This is a genomic window from Rickettsiales endosymbiont of Peranema trichophorum, assembly GCF_004210275.1.
In the GTDB taxonomy this organism is placed as follows: Bacteria; Pseudomonadota; Alphaproteobacteria; order Rickettsiales; family Midichloriaceae; genus RICK02.
The window spans coordinates 1-16624 of record NZ_SCFA01000074.1 but is presented as its reverse complement, the minus strand read 5'-3'; the positions used below and the strand labels follow the sequence as shown (position 1 = coordinate 16624).

Here is a 16624-nt window from a genome sequence, read left to right as displayed (position 1 = left end):
AATCGTATAAGTGCGTCACAAAATACAGTATAAAATTTTGATGGAGTGTTATGAGCTATAAAAGTTTTTTTGGACTACACGACAACACTAAGGACTTTGATGCGATCAAAATTTCGATCGTTAGTCCTGAGCAGATAAGGAACTGGTCGTTTGGTGAGGTGAAGAAGCCTGACACTGTTAACTATAGAACCATTAAGCCAGAAAACGGTGGTCTCTTTTGCGCGAAAATATTTGGCCCTATAAAAGACTACGAGTGTTTGTGCGGCAAGTACAAGCGCATGAAGTACAGGGGTATAGTTTGCGAAAAATGTGGTGTGGAGGTTACCACATCCAAGGTGAGGCGTGAGAGAATGGGGCACATAGAGTTGGCTAGCCCAGTTGTTCACATTTGGTTCTTGCGCTCTTTGCCTTCAAAAATTAGCACGTTGTTGGATATACCTATTAAGGATATAGAGAAGGTGCTGTATTTTGAGTCTCATATAGTCGTCGATCCTGGTGCAACTAGCTTAGAGCGTTATCAGCTGCTCAGCGATAGTGAGTATGAACGATGCCAAGACGACTACGGAGAAGATGCTTTTGTAGCGGGTATCGGTGCTGAAGCTGTCAAATCCTTGCTTCAGAAATTGGATTTAGTCACTGAAAAGCAGTTGTTAAGGGTAGAGTTAAAGGAAGTTGTGTCTGAGACAAGGCGCAGAAAAATAGCTAAGAGACTCAGGCTAATCGAGGATCTGATAGACTCAGGCAACAAACCGGAGTGGATGGTTTTAGACGTACTGCCAGTCATACCGCCTGACTTAAGGCCACTAGTGATGCTAGATGGGGGAAGATTCGCTACCTCCGATTTGAACGAGCTGTATAGAAGAGTCATAAACAGAAATAACAGACTAAGGCGCCTTTTGGAACTAAAGGCTCCAGATATCATAGTTAGAAATGAAAAGAGGATGCTCCAGGAAGCTATAGATGCTCTTTTTGACAATGGTAGAAAGGGTAGAGTAGTCAAAAGCGCTAATAAGCGGCCGTTTAAGTCATTAGCAGATATGCTAAAGGGTAAGCAGGGTAGGTTTAGACAAAACTTGTTGGGTAAGCGTGTAGATTACTCAGGACGTTCTGTGATCGTTGTAGGTCCTGAGCTCAAACTTCACCAGTGTGGTTTGCCAAAGAAGATGGCGTTGGAGCTTTTTAAACCATTTATATACTCAAAGCTTGAGCTGTATGGTATCGCCAATACTCTAAAATCCGCCAAGAAGATGTTAGAGATGGAAAAGCCAGAGGTTTGGGACATACTAGCTGCAGTCATAAATGAGCACCCTGTTTTATTAAATAGAGCGCCAACTCTTCATAGACTAGGAATACAGGCATTTGAACCTGTTCTGATTGAAGGAAAAGCTTTGCAGCTCCATCCTTTGGTGTGTGGAGCATTTAATGCTGACTTTGATGGAGATCAGATGGCCGTTCACGTACCTCTTTCTATAGAAGCACAGTTGGAGGCCCGTGTTTTGATGATGTCCACAAATAATATTTTGAGCCCTGGAAATGGTAAGCCTATTATAGTACCTACTCAGGATATTATTTTGGGCTTGTACTACATCACTCTGGAGTTGGAAGGAGAAAAAGGTGAAGGTATGTCTTTTAGCGATGTCGCAGAGGTTGAACATGCTTTGCACAATGGTGTGGTATCATTGCACGCTAAGATAAAATGCAGAAGGAAAAAAGTTGGTGAAGACGGTAAGACAACAACTTTCACTGCTTATACGACACCAGGAAGGCTTTTGTTATCTGAACTGCTGCCTCACAATGCAAATATAGACTTTGAAGTGACCAACAAACTCATGACAAAGGCGAGCGTCTCAAAGCTCATAAGTACGGTGTACAGACATTCTGGTCCAAAGAAGACAGTGATCTTTGTAGATCAAGTGATGCAGTTAGGTTTCAAGTATGCATGTCTTGCAGGTATTTCTTTTGGTAAGGATGATATTGTTGTGCCTGATTCCAAGGAACAGCATGTGTCTGATACACTCAAAGAGGTTAGACAGTACGAGAACCAGTACGCAGATGGTTTAATTACAACAGGCGAGAAGTACAACAAAATAGTAGACGCCTGGTCTCGTTGCACAGATCATATCGCAAGAGACATGATGAAGATACTATCGACTGTGTATACTGGTGAAGACGATCGTAGATCAAAGATCAACAATATATTCATGATGGCAGACTCTGGTGCTAGAGGTTCTGCTGCACAGCTGAAGCAGTTGGCTGGAATGAGAGGTTTGATGACTAAGCCTTCTGGTGCGATTATAGAAACTCCTATTATTTCAAACTTTAAGGAGGGTTTGACAGAGTTGGAGTATTTTATTTCTACGCATGGGGCTAGAAAAGGTATGGCAGACACCGCTTTGAAAACAGCAAACTCCGGTTACCTGACACGTAAGTTGGTTGATGTAGCACAGGATTGTATAGTGATGATAGATGATTGTGGAACAGAACATGGTATCATCGCTAAGCCTTTGATAGAAGGAGGTGAGGTTGTTGCTCAGCTTGCGGATATCATACTGGGTAGAGTAGCTGTCACCAACATACATCATCCTACTACAAACGAGCTTATAGTAGGAGCTAATGGATTGATAGATGAAGATGTTGTAGAGCGGATTGAAGAGGCTGGTATAGATAGCATTAAAGTTAAGTCCGTGTTGACCTGCAATGCACCTAATGGCATATGTGCAAAGTGTTACGGTAGAGACTTAGCTACAGGTGACATGGTGGACGTAGGTGAGGCAGTGGGCGTTATTGCAGCCCAATCAATAGGTGAGCCAGGTACACAGTTAACATTAAGAACATTTCACATAGGTGGTGCTGCTCAAAAAGGTGCAGTACAGTCATCTGTGATCGCTTCCCATGATGGCGAAGTTAGAGTAGTGCATCGTAACGTTGTCATAGACAGTAGCGGCAAGAAGATCGTAATGAGCAGAAGTTGTGAAGTGCTCATAATAGATGACAAGGGCAGAGAAAAAGCGAACTTTAAGGTGCCATATGGTGCTAAGCTTTTAGTGGATGATGGAGAGAAAGTAAAGGCTACTCAAAAAATGGCTGAGTGGGATCCTTTCACTATACCTATCATCACTGAAAAATCCGGGAAGATATTGTTTGTAGACCTTGTGGTTGGTGTATCACTTAAGGAAGTGGTCGATGAGGCAACTGGAATGGTAAACCGTGTGGTCACGGATTGGAGACAACAAGCGAGGGGTGCAGAGTTAAGGCCTAGGGTTATATTGCAAGATGAAAATAACAATATTATTACCTTAGCAAATGGCCTAGAAGCACGTTACTTTTTGCCGGTTGATGCAATCTTAAGCATTTCTGCAAATCAGGTGGTCAATGCAGGTGACGTTATAGCTCGTATTCCTAAGGAGTCGTCAAAAACAAAGGACATTACTGGTGGTTTGCCTCGCGTAGTGGAGTTGTTTGAAGCTAGAAAGCCAAAAGACCACTCTTTGATCAGTGAAGTAGACGGATACGTTGAATTTGGAAAGGATTATAAGTCTAAGAGAAGAGTGATAATAAGACCAAAAGATGAGAGGTTGAACCCTATAGAATATCTCATACCAAGAGGTCGCCACATTACGGTAAACGAAGGGGATTTTGTTTCCAAAGGAGACATGTTGATGGATGGCCATCCTTCTCCACATGACATACTTCGTGTTATGGGCGTTGAGGCTCTGCTGGTATATATAGTCAACGAGGTCCAACAAGTTTATAGGCTCCAGGGTGTAAAAATAGACGACAAGCATATTGAGGTGATACTCAGGCAGATGCTAAGGAAAGTTGAAGTTGTTGACCCAGGAGAAACTACTTTGTTGGTCAACGAGCAGTTAGATCGTCAAGAGTTTGATGAAATCAACAAGAAGGCCGTAAAAGAGGGATATGTACCTGCGATAGGTGTACCGATATTGCAGGGTATAACGAGAGCTTCACTACAAACCAGCTCGTTCTTCTCTGCTGCTTCCTTCCAAGAAACCACAAAGGTCTTAACAGAAGCCGCTACAAAAGGTAAAGTTGATACCTTGAAGGGCTTGAAGGAGAACATTATTGTTGGAAGGCTCATACCTGCTGGTACCGGTACATATGTTAACAGTGTTAAAAAAATTGCATACTCTGTTGAAGACAAAGGAAATATAGCAAATTAAGAATCTGCATTATTTAAAAAACATGAGAACAAAAGACGGACAGTGTATATAGCAGTTGCTGATCTGCCTGCTGTGAGAGGTAAGTACAGAGAAAATGTAAGCCTGTCAGGCATGTCTTGGTTTGGAGTAGGCGGCAAGGCTGACGTGGTTTTTGTGCCAGAGGATCTTGACGACTTGACGTCGTTTTTAGCTTATAAATCACCAGTGATACCCACATACGTGATTGGTGTGGGTTCCAATATACTGATAAGAGATGGTGGATTTAGAGGAGTGATAATAAGGCTTGGTAGAGGGTTTAATTACATTGAGATGATTCAAGCCTATGATCAAGTTGTAGCCGGAGCTGCAGTACTAGATATCAACCTCTCAAGATACGCACTTGATAATGGCATAGGTGGGTTAGAGTTCTTCTCTGGAATTCCGGGTACAATAGGAGGGGCATTAGCGATGAATGCAGGAGCTTATGGGAATGATGTAGCCTCTGTCTTTGTAAGAGCGACGATGATAAACATGGTCACTGCTACAGTGCGTGTAGTAGAAGCCAATGAAATGAAGTACAAGTATAGAGGTCATTTACTTGGCGAAGATTGGCTGTTTGTTGAGGGTGTTTTTCAGGGACGTGCCGAAAATCAAAGCGTAATACAAGATAAAATGACGTATATACAAGAACATAGAAGCAAAACTCAGCCAATCAAATCAAAAACATGTGGTTCTACTTTTAAAAATCATGACACATACAAGGCTTGGGAATTAATTGAACAAGCAAAATGTAGAGGCTTAAAAGTGGGAGGTGCTGAAGTATCAAATTTGCACTGTAATTTTTTGATTAACGCTAATAATGCAACTGCTGATGATTTAGAGGAGCTAATCAAGATGATCCAAGGGAGGGTCTACGAGTTCAGCGGCGTTAATTTGCAAACCGAAATCAAAATTATAGGGGAATATTTATAACTACAGTACCTCCCACTAGGGGAGGTTAATGATTTTATGGATCTGTAGTGACAACTTGTAGCCATGTTCCATCGCGAGTCTGATTGCTAAAGAGAGGTTTGCTGCGTTTTTTTCTTGATCAAGTTCATCGATAGGTTGTATGTACACTTTGTTTAAAAGATCTACATGTACCACCTTTGGAATATGTAGATACGATTGATTGCTTGTAGAAATCAAAAACTTATATGCTGTGAGATGTTTGTATATTCCTGGAGCAATATAAAATACATCCCCTTTTAAGCTTTTTGGTGAGCATACTATTTCTACATTAGATGGAATTTCACGATATAAAGTGCCATTCGATTCAATCTGTATGTGGTATCCCAATGATACCAGAGTCGTACATAATGGTCCTATCGTTTGTCGAAATGGCTCTCCTCCCGTAATCACGATCAATGGTTTGTGTGGATACTCTTGAATTTTTTCCACTATCTTTGATATGTGCATCTCTTGATACACATCAAATTCCGTATCACAAAAAGTACAAGCCAGGTTACATCCACCAAGCCTTACGAATACAGACGGAAAGCCAACGTAAGGTCCCTCACCCTGTATTGTGTAGTATATAGAGACTACCTTAAGAAATTCTCCATCACCAAAATCAGGTGGTAATTTTGGATTGTTACCGAATGCCATGGTCTGTGTGGTTATGATGATGTGGTGTGCAATCCAGTAGAACCAAACCCACCAACACCCCTATCAGAATCAGGTAGCTCAGAGACTAGCTCCAATTCTCCATGGATGTATTGTGCAATCACCATCTGAGCTATCCGCATGCCAGGCTGAATCACAAAATCTTCAGTACTGAGGTTGATAAGAATCGTGCAAATTTCTCCACGATAGTCTGAGTCTATGGTGCCAGGGGAATTTAATACGGTGACTCCAAACTTAAGGGCTATGCCAGACCTTGGTCTTACTTGTGCCTCGTAGCCTTTTGGTAGCGCTATACAGATACCGTTTGGTATAGATTTTCGTTCAAACGGACGGAGCACGACCTCATCCTCAATTGCAGCGATTAGATCAATTCCAGCACTTCCTGAAGTTGCATACGTTGGAATAGGTGTAGTTGTACCAGAAGTCAGTTGCTTGACTAGAATGTTAACTCTGTTCATTGGATAGTGTCCCCAAAGTGAAATAAATTGAATGAATACATTATTTGGCGTTGCTTTGGTATCTTTATTTTTTGATACACATGTTAAAAAATTCTGCTCTTAACTTCTGGTCGCTATCAAACCTGCCCAGCATTGCAGTTGTCACCATTTTAACATTTGGTTGGTGAGCACCGCGCGTAGCAATGCACTGGTGGAGAGCTTCTATGATCACAGCAACACCATGCGGTTGTAGCGCCTCTTCTACAGTTCTAGCAATTTCCATGGTCAGTCTTTCTTGAACCTGTAGTCGCCTAGCATAGGCTTCCGCCACTCTTGCTAGCTTACTGATACCCACTATACGTTCATTTGGTATATATGCGATGTGTGCAACACCGGTGAATGGAACCATATGATGCTCACAATAGGAGTTGATCGCTATATCTTTGAGTATGACGGGTTCAGTGTATCGGTAAGTGTTTTGGAAAGTTTTTTGAAGCAAAGTTGCTGGTTGAATTTTATAACCGCTAAAAAATTCGTTAAAGCTGTTAAGCACCCTGTTTGGTGTTTCAATAAGGTCCTGTCGTGAAGGATCCTCGCCAATCCACCCCAATAGCACTCTAATTGCATTGATGGCTTCATCTTTTGATATGTTGCTGTTACTATTAAGCGTGTCTTGAGAATCAGATACCGTATGCTGCATGCCAAAGATCTATTTTGAGTTAGTTGAGTTACTGCGGAAACTACTTGAAAGTGGTGCCCGGAGGCGGAATCGAACCACCGACACAAGGATTTTCAGTCCTTTGCTCTACCCCTGAGCTACCCGGGCGAATGTGTGGCGACCCCTGCGGGACTCGAACCCGCGTTGCCACCGTGAAAGGGTGGAGTCCTAACCGCTAGACGAAGGGGTCTGTAGACATAAACATATTCCTACATTGTTTATCAAAGAAAAGCAAGATAAAATTCGTAATGTGTAGAAGTGGAGGGTATTGGCAGTGCAACCAGTGATTTGAATCGACACTAAGTTGCGGAAGTAATTAACCAAGATTTGGTATAAGAGCTTGTCCGCAAATTAATTGGAATGAAAAGAATTCGGGCAGAGGTTGTCTGTTAAGTTGTTAGCAAAGGGAGATGGATGCCCCTTTTCACGGGCATGACAAAAGGGAAGAGCGGGAAAGGGTATGCCGGAATGGCAGAGCAGAGGTGCATGGAGTGGCAGAGGAGGAGTACGGAAGTGACAAAAGGGGGAGATGCGTGGAATGGACAGAGAGGAGATGAAACAAAATCACCAGGAGAAAAAAAAAGGGCGGTGTACAGTAACAGCCGCCCCAAAGAATCACACAAAACCAAAGAAGCCTATTGTCTTGAGTAAAAACCAACTACTAGGTATGGGTTCATAAGAATAGGATATGGAACCTGCTTAAACTCCGGCATCTGTACGTAAGTCGCCTGAAAGCCATCCTGGTCAACCGCAATGTACTCAGGCACAGAGCGCTCATTTGACAAGATGGAACCCTTGATCAGGTCCATTTGTCTCGCTTTCTCAGTGACTTCCACAACATCACCAGGCTTTAATCGATAGCTAGGTATGTTAATGATTTTACCGTTCACCAAAATGTGCTTGTGGTTAACTAATTGTCTTGCAGAAAATACGGTAGGGGCTATCTTTGCACGATAGATAAAGGCGTCAAGTCTAGACTCCAGTAAAGCTATAAGGTTCTCACCAGTATCGCCTTTTCTTCTGGCAGCTTCACGGTAAATGTTGCGGAATTGTACTTCCACAATGTTACCATAGTACTTTTTAAGCTTTTGCTTAGCCTGAAGCTGAATACCATAGTCCGTCAACTTTTTATATCCAGCAGTGCCGTGTGCACCAGGAGGAAAGTTCCTTTTGACAAATGGATCCTTAGCCATTCCCCATAAGTTTACTCCTAGCCTACGGCTACTGCCAAACTTTCTGTTACTACGCTTAGACATTTAACATACCTATTTTCTATTAGATCACGGAGTCTACACAAAAGAACACCAATGATCAAACGTTTTGATCCTGTGTCTTTAATTTAAACTCCTTGTACAAGGCAAACACAGCATACAACCATGCCAGCATTATCACAAAGAAGATGCCAAACAAAGACGGTGCAAGTGTAATAAGAGTAGAGCCAGCAACTGTCGATAACATCGCTTGCGTAATCAAGGCTCCACTACCTTTACCGAACCTACCACCTATCACTTCTGCAGCAGCTTTACCTTTGCTCTTCAACTCTTCGTCCAAAGGAATAAAGGCCATCTCCTTAGTAGGATCAAAGAAGGAGTACTTAATGGCTTTACTTAGGACATTTTGAACAGCACCAAGAAGCACTGCCATACCTAGTAGACTTAAACCAAATAGGCTCCAGCCGTCAACACCTTCAAGTGTCATAATGATGAACAAGAAGAATGGAACACCTGTCGCCAATATCATGACAGGCGTCAATAAAGCAGCGGTACGCCATGTTACTAGCTTTAAGATAAACGCACCACATAACATGGAGGCAATAGTACCCCATGCAGTCCATTGCTGTACTTCTGACATAAATGATGCAAGGTTTTGAGCAACTGGATATAAAATACCAGCTTCTTTCTTCCAAACTCCTTCAACTAGGTTGATGGATGAACCATAACATAACAATAAGATCGTTATTAAGCCTATGTATTTAGAAGACATCACATATTTCAGGCTTTGAACGAAACCCATCTTTTCTTTCTTCTTTTTGTTTGTGGCTGCACCGTTCACTCTATCAACACCTATAATAAAGACTGCTACGATGTATATTGCAATGGACATGGTCACACCAGCTATGAATATAGCACTGCAAATATAACACAATGATACAGACCAGTCTGTCGTAAAGGTATGAGCTGAAAAAACTTTGACAGTTTTAGAAGATAAAAACATTCCACCCTGAGCCAGCAAACCCATAACAGGATATAATCTCTTAGCTTCGTCTATTGAGTGAGATTGGTTCGCAAATTGCCAGAATGTCAATGCAAGCATCGCACTACCCCAAAGCTCAGAGAATATGTAGAAGAGGCTGTACGACCAGTTTGATAACATGATCAGGGGGTATTTAAATAGCGGCATAGACTGTTGTAGTGCTGTCGTATCAAAGTGCAACAAATCTGCTCTCGGATACAATACAAAAGCAAACAAAACAGCAAAGCTTATAAAAAAGAAATTTAGAATATGATACAGCTGATGTCTTGTAAAAACGTTAGCCAACTTCACATACAACAGCATGAAGATGACTGCAGATGGCGTGACACCATATAATTTCAATGCGCTTATTGACTCAGCACCTAACTGAGAAATGACTATCGTGTCTTTTGTCAGCCTCATGACACTATAGACATAAACAGTGATAAACATAGCGTATGAAATTAGAAAAAATTTAGCAAACTCCCCACCCTTTATAGGAAAGTTATTACGAATATAGTCAGTGATATTACTCATATTTTAAATTAAAGTTTAGTTACACCATGGGTACGTTAACACATTCCAAGCCCTCTGTAAACAACAAAAGTGAGGGTTTATGGCATGTAAACAAGTTCTTGATAGGAGGAATGGAGCTTCTTCATCAGTCCATTTCCTACGTCGAACTTACACTCTACATCCCCATAATTGATGGATTGGACAGGCATTATTTCAATAGCGCTACCAGTCAAGAAGGCTGCATCTGCACCTTGCAACTCCTCAAGCCTAATATGCCCTTCAACAACTGTAATATCGTGTCGTTGTGCTATTTCTATAATCGTCTGTCTCGTGATGCCATTTAAAAAACAGTCCGCTATTGGAGTCATCAACTGATTATTTTTTATAAAGAAAAAGTTGGATGTTGTAGCTTCTGTAATGTGACCGTGCACATCCAAAAATAGAGAGTCATCAAAACCCTCCGAGGTCGCCTGATTCTTGACCATAGTAGCAATTACATATAGGCCAGATACTTTGCTTTGGTGCGGGAGGCAACCATTAGGAGCTTTGTTCCATGTGGAAACGTTCAATCTTGCACCGACCGCTCTGGTTTCAGATCTATCATGCTTGTCAGTCTCCCATACAGCCATGGCTGTTCGGACTTTGCAATTATTACCTGAGACAAGCATAGTCTCACTACCCAACCATGCTATCGGTCTAATGTACCCATTGCTGATCCCTTGCCTTGCTATCAACTCCAAGGCTACTGCATTTAATTCATCTACAGAATAAGGTATCCTGTAGCCTACAAGAGTCCCAGACTTTAAGAATCTCTGATGGTGTTGCATTAGCTTAAATGGACGAGAATCATACACCTTGATCCCTTCAAACACTGCGCACCCATAGTGTAAACCGTGGGTCATAATGTGTATTTTAGCGTCCTGCCAGTTGATGAACGCCCCATCAACCCACATAAAGCCTTCCCTTTGATCGAATGGTATATCGCTCATTTTTTATTTAAGTTATTTACATTGTTGTACTTTACACTACATATAACTATACCTGTAATTGTTCAACAGATTTCATGCGTTCTCACATTCGACCAAGGAAAGATCTTGGACAGCATTTCATCGTAGATACAGACATAACTGATAGGGTAGCTCAGTTACTTGGAGATTTGAGTGGTCTGAATGTTATAGAGATAGGGCCAGGCCTAGGTATACTGACTCAATCTTTGCTTAGGACAAATCTCAATATGTTGTACGCCATAGAAACCGATGCAAGATGCGTACAAGCTTTACAGCCACTTAAGGACAGATACCCTGATAGGCTTGTTTTAATACATGGAGATGCCTTGAGCATAGATGAGTCGAAACTTATCACAGGACCAACAGCAATCGTTGCCAATTTGCCTTACAACATCGGAACTCTTTTGGTTTTGAAATGGATGCAAAGTATTTCTTTGTTCAAAAGAATTACGATCATGCTCCAAAAAGAGGTTGTCGAAAGAATAACGGCTAGACCGAATACTCAAAGCTATGGTAGACTTTCTGTCATCTGCCAATGGTTGTGCCAAGTAGAATGCGGCTTTGACATAGAACCTGGTAGCTTCGATCCTCCACCAAAGGTGATGTCATCAATAGTCACGCTGAGACCTATGGTGCAGCCACTATTTCCATGTAATCAGTGCAATCTTGAGGATATGACGAATATTCTTTTTTCCCAAAAAAGAAAGATGGTGTCCAGCATCCTTAGAAAGCGATTTAAAGATCGGAATGTAGAGGACGTTTTGAAGGAGCTTAACATATCTCCAACAAAGAGACCTGAGGCCCTCACAGTCCAGGAAATATGCAGCGTCGCCACAGCCCTATCGTGACACCACGGATACTAAGGGCCTGTCCGCAAATTAATTGGAATGAAAAGAATCTGGACAATAGTCGTCTGTTAAGTTCTTGGAAAAGGGAAATAGATGCCCGTTTTCATGGGGCTGACAAAAAAGGGGAGCGGTGATGACAGAGGATGGAGCGGGAGTAATAAAAGGGAGGAGTGGAAAGGAGAGATGGGCATGGCAAAGGAGGAGGAATGACAAAAGAGAATGTGTTCATTTATCCAATGAACCTAATGTCAACATTTTTCAGTTTAAGCTGCGCCCAATTTCTATCTGCAGTATAAATGGGTAGCCCAAGCTTTATACCTAGACTAATGCAAGCAAAGCTGAGGAATCTAGTACTATCTTAGTCATCTCTAGCCTCTGCTTTACGTTCTGCGATTAACTTATCGACTAAACTTGTATTTGGGTCATGATACTGATTAATCATTTCGCGGAGTTTTTGTAAACTAGTCTTAATAGGAACCAAAGTCAGTTCATTATTATTAAGATTAAAAATTATCTCATCGCCTTCTTTAAGCCTAAGAGCTTTGCGGTAAGTAGCAGGAATAGAAATTTTGCCACCTTTAACTATTTTAGATTTAGCCAACATAACTGTATCTTTATTGATGATTAGGGATGTATGACATGCTACTACAATACTCATTTAGTGTACTATTTGCTAGATCAAATATCAAGTCAGCTTCAGTGCTGTTTTATTTATTAAGAGGTATGTATATTTGGTGGCGATCTTCTACGAAGGCTACTACACCTGTGTTACAGCATGACAGTAGAATTAGATGCTGTTTTTAGCAGAATCCTGCTCAGCTAGCTTACAGCTCCTCTTACGAACCTACGAGGGATAAGACCTAGACACCCAGGTTCATGCACCGTTTTGCGAAGAGGCTGGCGGTCTACCCACCATCTTAAATGCTACTTGGCCATATTGGAGGAGTGGGTAAGAGTAGGTCTTGTAATCCAGCTGGTTGTTCGTTACTACTAGTAGAACTTGCAGTGCTTTCTTCTTCGCTATACGGTATATTTTCTGAGTAATAATATGCTTGGAGCTGCTCTAACGTTTCTGGAGTATATAAGTATTGTAGAAACGTTTCTTGTAAATATTGTAGATTATCTTCTATGGACATCAAATCAACAATAGGTGATTCGATAATCATGTACATATTTAAACACTCTTCCTCACTGAGGTCTATTTTCTGTCTATCTTCTACTCTTGATAATAGATAATGCTTGAACATATTGAGAATATCCTGCCTATCGTTATATAAGTGTAAAATAAGGGAAATCGGACTATATCCATTACAATGCATAATCGTCAGGACCCCAGTTGGGGCTGTATGTAAAATGTTACCTATAGTTTGTATATCTTGTTGTTGAATAGCCTCCATGAGTCCTAAGCTCATTACTTCCTCTTTTGTGAGGGAGAGTGCTATGTGCTTTTCCATATAGCTTGTTATGAATTGATCATCATTGCCAGCTGCTAGTGCACAACCATATTCCCTAAAATCAGAATAGCTCATTTCAAAATTTTTCTCTTTCATAACGGTTTTACGTTTCTATTATATAGAAAGCGTATCATAAAACGTTGTAAACCGCAAGGAGTAGATACACTCCTCAGGAGATATTGCAATTTACTTTATGTTAATCAATGAATGATAGGATCATAATAAATGATTTAATATGAGTAAACACATGCCTCCGAAGCCTAAGAGCAAGCGGCGTTACGTCATGAAAGAGCAACCGCAACAACCAGAGCAAATGCAACCAGAGCAAATGCAACCAGAGCAAGCTATACAACCCGATGATATTACTGTAACAAATCAGTTAGTGAGGATTCAAACAGATCTGCAGAGATTAGTGTCGGACATGTTCCAACAGCGTGGCAAATCTATTGTTAGTGCATTTAGTAACACAAGAAAGTGGGATGTTATAGAGGAAAGAGCCCCACAATTAAATGTGCTAGATTTGATATCAAAACTGTTTTCTCGTACTCCTTACACAGCGACTATCGAATGTGCAACAACATCTAACAATCCTTTGTCTTTATACATATCCTGTCCTGATGATTTTGGTGCACATCACCCTCCTCTTTTGGATAAAGAGCGGGTTCGCAATATCACTATGTCTCTACGTGCGGTTATTGATGATATATATAATGTTGAAAAACAAGCGGAACTTTTATGTCACATGTATTGTACTTATAATAGTAAATTTGATGAGTTTTTGAAAAATTATGAGCGGGAAATAACTGATGAAATTACCAAAAAGAAGGCTGAAAACAATAATATTATAGAAATTAAAGAACTGACTTCAAAACGAGACAAAATCAAAACTTTACAATCCAACAAGCGGAATAGGCAAGACTCCAACGCCCTGGTAGAAGACTTTCAACAATTATTTAGTGGTGAGAAGTTTTTTGAATTCTTTAAACGTGAGGAGTTAGAGTGCGTCAAAGAGCATGGCCAAAGTTCTCTTCAGAAATTATGCGATCGTAACGTGGAAATAGTACATGAACCATATGGCAAGCGTGGAATACATGTAGAATTGCAGGGGTTAGCTTATGCAAGGTCACAACACCCATTAGAAACAGAGTTTAATTTGGGTATAGCCAGTTCTATATCTGATATTTCATCATGTTGTGGATGTTGTACTATAGAGTTGAATGTACTACAAGAGCTTAGGGGAATTATAATACATACAGGAAGGCTATCGCATGATAATTTCCCACCCGGTCTGTATTGTCCTTCTCCTAATGTTACTGAAGATCCTATTATTTTTTCTCGATTCCTCAAAGCACTGCAAGAGGCCATGATCGACAAAGATAACCGCGAGAACACTCAACTTGAACCTCTCTTAAGTCAGATAAAGGCCTTGAGTACTAGCCCAACAACAGGAGAGCGAGACAAAGATCAACAGATCAAGACCATTCAGGAGAATTTACAGCAGATATTACCAACAGAATCGATACCACAGAATATTATTGGGAATACCAATGATATAGTTAATCACCTTGCAGCAGTAGCTTCTAATATTAAGAAAATGATGGCGGCTAGAAAAGAAGCTATACTTCGGTTACAAAATACTATAAAGCAAGTAGATCAATTAGCTACGGAATATAGTGGGCAAGTGGAGACTACCGCAATATTGGAAAAGCTAACAGAAGCAGCACAAGGATTAAGGATTAAACTGACAGATCAAAAAAAGATGGCATTAGAGTTGTTGGGTCAACTAGAAACACTACAACAGAAGAAAGAAGACCAGGCTCACCTTTTGATAGAGGCTGAGGAGCGTGTTGTTAATCTACAAAAAGAGCATCAGAAGCTCGAAGACCAATTATCCGTAGAACAACAAGCTCAACGTAAATTAAATCAAGAAAGTGGTGATAACAGTAGAAAAATTGCACAAATTACTGAGAAGCAGCAGGAAGCTGCTCATCATTTAGAGAGAGTGAACAATCAATTTTTAGAGTCATATCAAGAGCAGCAACGCCTTGATCAAGAAGTCTCAGCCAAGCGAGGAGTTGAAAGTGCCGTGTCGCAACAGATTCAACAGCTTGATATGGCAATCACTCAACTATATAAGGAACAATTAAGTAATTCTGAGTCTTTAACAAAGATTACAACTCAATTTATCGGACTGCAACAAGACCAGCAAGCCTTAGAAAGGGAGCTATCGGCGAAGCGAGCAGAGATACATCAATTTCTACAGGCTCGCATAAAAGAAGGGCCCGATACGACGAAACAACAAGGCACCCACCAGAATCTGCAGGAGGTTGAGCAACAGTTTCAAGTGTTATTAGTCTCACAACAAAAACTAGAGCAAGCATTATTCAACAAACAAGAAGGTATAGGAAGAGCATTGCAAGAGATGACCATGATCAATGAAAAGAAACTTGAATTGAATCAATATTTACAAGAAAAAGAGCAGCAGTCTCGAGAAATGCATAGGCGGCTTGTAAAACTATCTCAAGACATTGCTAAGCTGGATATAGAGCGTTCAAATATAACGGCAATATCACAGGAACATGAACAGAATGTGTCGCAAATACGTGATACCATGAGTACATTGGACACTCATCAAATGCTGCTTGAAAAAGAAGAGAAAGCGATACGAGAACAAATAAGCCAATCGGCAGAAAGGTTGAGTGAGCAAAGCTCACAAATAAGTGCTATGCAAGAAAGAATGAACAATGATCAACAACTCATACTAGATTTAAAAACAGCGATACAGTCACTTCAACAGCAAGAAGAACAGCTGAAACTTCAAAAGACTCAGTACAATGAGCAAGTAGTGGCCTACCAAGCAGAAATAGGGAGATTAGAGGAAAAGGTGCTGAATATCAGGCAAGAGGGACTCCAGCACAATCAGGAATTGACAACATCAGCATCAGCTGTACAGGACGGGCAATTAACCGATAAACACTTCAAGAGGTACGAGAAACTGGTAATGCTATTAGTTCATGATCAAGAATTTGACTTTAAGAATAGCTTGCTAGTTTGTAATGCAACTCGACAAGAAGAAATACATAGCATGATCATAGTAGCAGAGTCTCAAGTTAACGATAATATGGAGAAGATAAGAAACCCAGCACCTACAAAAAGTTACTGGGAAAAAAGGGTCCAATCAGGAAGGGCCAAAAATGAAGCTATTGTATTTATGCCGGAATCAGACCACGGTGAGGATCATAACAAAAATATCAGTGATTTGATAAAAAGAATCAATAACAGCCAACTTAGCAACACTACAGTCATATGCTTAGAACGCAAACAAAAAGGTCAAAACTTAGGTATGAGCGATGTAATACTGTTATCGAACATATTAGAGTTTAACAAAAAAAATCAAAGACACCAAATAGCACTGCCATCTGGAATAGAAAATACTCCGATATACCAAGATGCAGTACTATACAATGTAGCTAAGGAGCGGGGAATTGCAGTAGTAGGCATAGAGGGTAAAGGTATAGAAGGCAAATATTCTGTGCAACCTGATTCAGAAGCATCAAAGATCTATAACGCTAATAGGGAAGGATACA

At 40.8% G+C, this 16624-nt stretch carries 12 protein-coding genes, 2 tRNA genes and 1 pseudogene; 5 read left to right on the top strand and 10 right to left on the bottom strand.

Annotation, left to right across the window (positions count from 1 at the left end; all coding sequences use genetic code 11):
• The first annotated feature begins 50 nt into the window (after nucleotides 1-50).
• Entirely contained in the window at nucleotides 51-4181 is a 4131-nt protein-coding gene (gene rpoC / locus EDM53_RS03865) for a DNA-directed RNA polymerase subunit beta' (RefSeq protein ID WP_130122357.1), read from the top strand.
• Nucleotides 4182-4223: 42 nt separating this feature from the next.
• Complete coding sequence (gene murB, locus EDM53_RS03860) at nucleotides 4224-5132, top strand: UDP-N-acetylmuramate dehydrogenase (RefSeq protein WP_130122356.1); 909 nt, start codon at nucleotides 4224-4226, stop codon at nucleotides 5130-5132.
• 15 nt (nucleotides 5133-5147) lie between these two features.
• On the opposite strand, the gene EDM53_RS03855 is transcribed toward murB, so the two are convergent.
• From EDM53_RS03855 to EDM53_RS03835, 5 genes are all read right to left on the bottom strand, one after another.
• Entirely contained in the window at nucleotides 5148-5807 is a 660-nt protein-coding gene (locus tag EDM53_RS03855) for a 7-carboxy-7-deazaguanine synthase QueE (protein ID WP_130122355.1), read from the bottom strand.
• A gap of 11 nt (nucleotides 5808-5818) precedes the next feature.
• Complete coding sequence (gene dut / locus EDM53_RS03850) at nucleotides 5819-6283, bottom strand: dUTP diphosphatase (RefSeq protein ID WP_130122354.1); 465 nt, start codon at nucleotides 6281-6283, stop codon at nucleotides 5819-5821.
• Between the two features lie 64 nt (nucleotides 6284-6347).
• Complete coding sequence (gene folE, locus EDM53_RS03845; protein ID WP_130122353.1) at nucleotides 6348-6962, bottom strand: GTP cyclohydrolase I FolE; 615 nt, start codon at nucleotides 6960-6962, stop codon at nucleotides 6348-6350.
• Nucleotides 6963-7013: 51 nt separating this feature from the next.
• Nucleotides 7014-7088, bottom strand: a tRNA-Phe gene (locus EDM53_RS03840).
• A 7-nt stretch (nucleotides 7089-7095) separates the two neighbouring features.
• Nucleotides 7096-7170: transfer RNA gene (locus EDM53_RS03835), tRNA-Glu, on the bottom strand.
• A 224-nt stretch (nucleotides 7171-7394) separates the two neighbouring features.
• Here EDM53_RS03835 and EDM53_RS06355 point away from each other — a divergent pair.
• On the top strand, nucleotides 7395-7631 hold the full coding sequence (locus EDM53_RS06355) for a hypothetical protein (protein WP_130122352.1): 237 nt from the start codon (nucleotides 7395-7397) through the stop codon (nucleotides 7629-7631).
• Here EDM53_RS06355 and rpsD read toward each other — a convergent pair.
• The 3 genes from rpsD to EDM53_RS03815 form a co-directional block, all read right to left on the bottom strand.
• Nucleotides 7616-8236, bottom strand: coding sequence for a 30S ribosomal protein S4 (gene rpsD / locus EDM53_RS03825; protein ID WP_130122351.1), 621 nt, complete (start codon nucleotides 8234-8236; stop codon nucleotides 7616-7618). The genes EDM53_RS06355 and rpsD overlap by 16 nt on opposite strands.
• Nucleotides 8237-8291: 55 nt before the next feature.
• The gene (locus EDM53_RS03820; protein ID WP_130122350.1) at nucleotides 8292-9749 is read right to left on the bottom strand and encodes an Npt1/Npt2 family nucleotide transporter; all 1458 of its coding nucleotides are present in this window, start codon (nucleotides 9747-9749) and stop codon (nucleotides 8292-8294) included.
• A gap of 77 nt (nucleotides 9750-9826) precedes the next feature.
• Nucleotides 9827-10717: an aminotransferase class IV gene (locus tag EDM53_RS03815; RefSeq protein WP_130122349.1), complete on the bottom strand. Its 891-nt coding sequence runs from the start codon at nucleotides 10715-10717 to the stop codon at nucleotides 9827-9829.
• A gap of 74 nt (nucleotides 10718-10791) precedes the next feature.
• On the opposite strand from EDM53_RS03815, the gene rsmA reads away from it, so the two are divergent.
• Nucleotides 10792-11583: a 16S rRNA (adenine(1518)-N(6)/adenine(1519)-N(6))-dimethyltransferase RsmA gene (gene rsmA, locus EDM53_RS03810; RefSeq protein ID WP_130122348.1), complete on the top strand. Its 792-nt coding sequence runs from the start codon at nucleotides 10792-10794 to the stop codon at nucleotides 11581-11583.
• 358 nt (nucleotides 11584-11941) lie between these two features.
• Here the strand turns inward: rsmA and EDM53_RS03805 are convergent, their stop codons facing one another.
• Entirely contained in the window at nucleotides 11942-12241 is a 300-nt protein-coding gene (locus EDM53_RS03805; RefSeq protein WP_242507874.1) for an AbrB/MazE/SpoVT family DNA-binding domain-containing protein, read from the bottom strand.
• 259 nt (nucleotides 12242-12500) lie between these two features.
• Nucleotides 12501-13133, bottom strand: coding sequence for a hypothetical protein (locus EDM53_RS03800; protein WP_130122347.1), 633 nt, complete (start codon nucleotides 13131-13133; stop codon nucleotides 12501-12503).
• Between the two features lie 187 nt (nucleotides 13134-13320).
• Between EDM53_RS03800 and EDM53_RS03795 the strand changes: the two are divergent.
• Nucleotides 13321-16624, top strand: a pseudogene (locus tag EDM53_RS03795) (hypothetical protein); the annotation flags it as partial.

What these genes read in the sequence shown, in the direction of transcription:
- EDM53_RS03800 (WP_130122347.1), bottom strand. Translation starts at nt 13,133, where the DNA reads ATGAAAGAGAAAAATTTTGAAATGAGCTATTCTGATTTTAGGGAATAT.
- rpsD (WP_130122351.1), bottom strand. Translation starts at nt 8,236, where the DNA reads ATGTCTAAGCGTAGTAACAGAAAGTTTGGCAGTAGCCGTAGGCTAGGA.
- rpoC (WP_130122357.1), top strand. Translation starts at nt 51, where the DNA reads ATGAGCTATAAAAGTTTTTTTGGACTACACGACAACACTAAGGACTTT.
- EDM53_RS03815 (WP_130122349.1), bottom strand. Translation starts at nt 10,717, where the DNA reads ATGAGCGATATACCATTCGATCAAAGGGAAGGCTTTATGTGGGTTGAT.
- rsmA (WP_130122348.1), top strand. Translation starts at nt 10,792, where the DNA reads ATGCGTTCTCACATTCGACCAAGGAAAGATCTTGGACAGCATTTCATC.
- dut (WP_130122354.1), bottom strand. Translation starts at nt 6,283, where the DNA reads ATGAACAGAGTTAACATTCTAGTCAAGCAACTGACTTCTGGTACAACT.
- EDM53_RS03805 (WP_242507874.1), bottom strand. Translation starts at nt 12,241, where the DNA reads ATGAGTATTGTAGTAGCATGTCATACATCCCTAATCATCAATAAAGAT.
- EDM53_RS03820 (WP_130122350.1), bottom strand. Translation starts at nt 9,749, where the DNA reads ATGAGTAATATCACTGACTATATTCGTAATAACTTTCCTATAAAGGGT.
- folE (WP_130122353.1), bottom strand. Translation starts at nt 6,962, where the DNA reads ATGCAGCATACGGTATCTGATTCTCAAGACACGCTTAATAGTAACAGC.
- EDM53_RS06355 (WP_130122352.1), top strand. Translation starts at nt 7,395, where the DNA reads ATGCCCCTTTTCACGGGCATGACAAAAGGGAAGAGCGGGAAAGGGTAT.
- EDM53_RS03855 (WP_130122355.1), bottom strand. Translation starts at nt 5,807, where the DNA reads ATGGCATTCGGTAACAATCCAAAATTACCACCTGATTTTGGTGATGGA.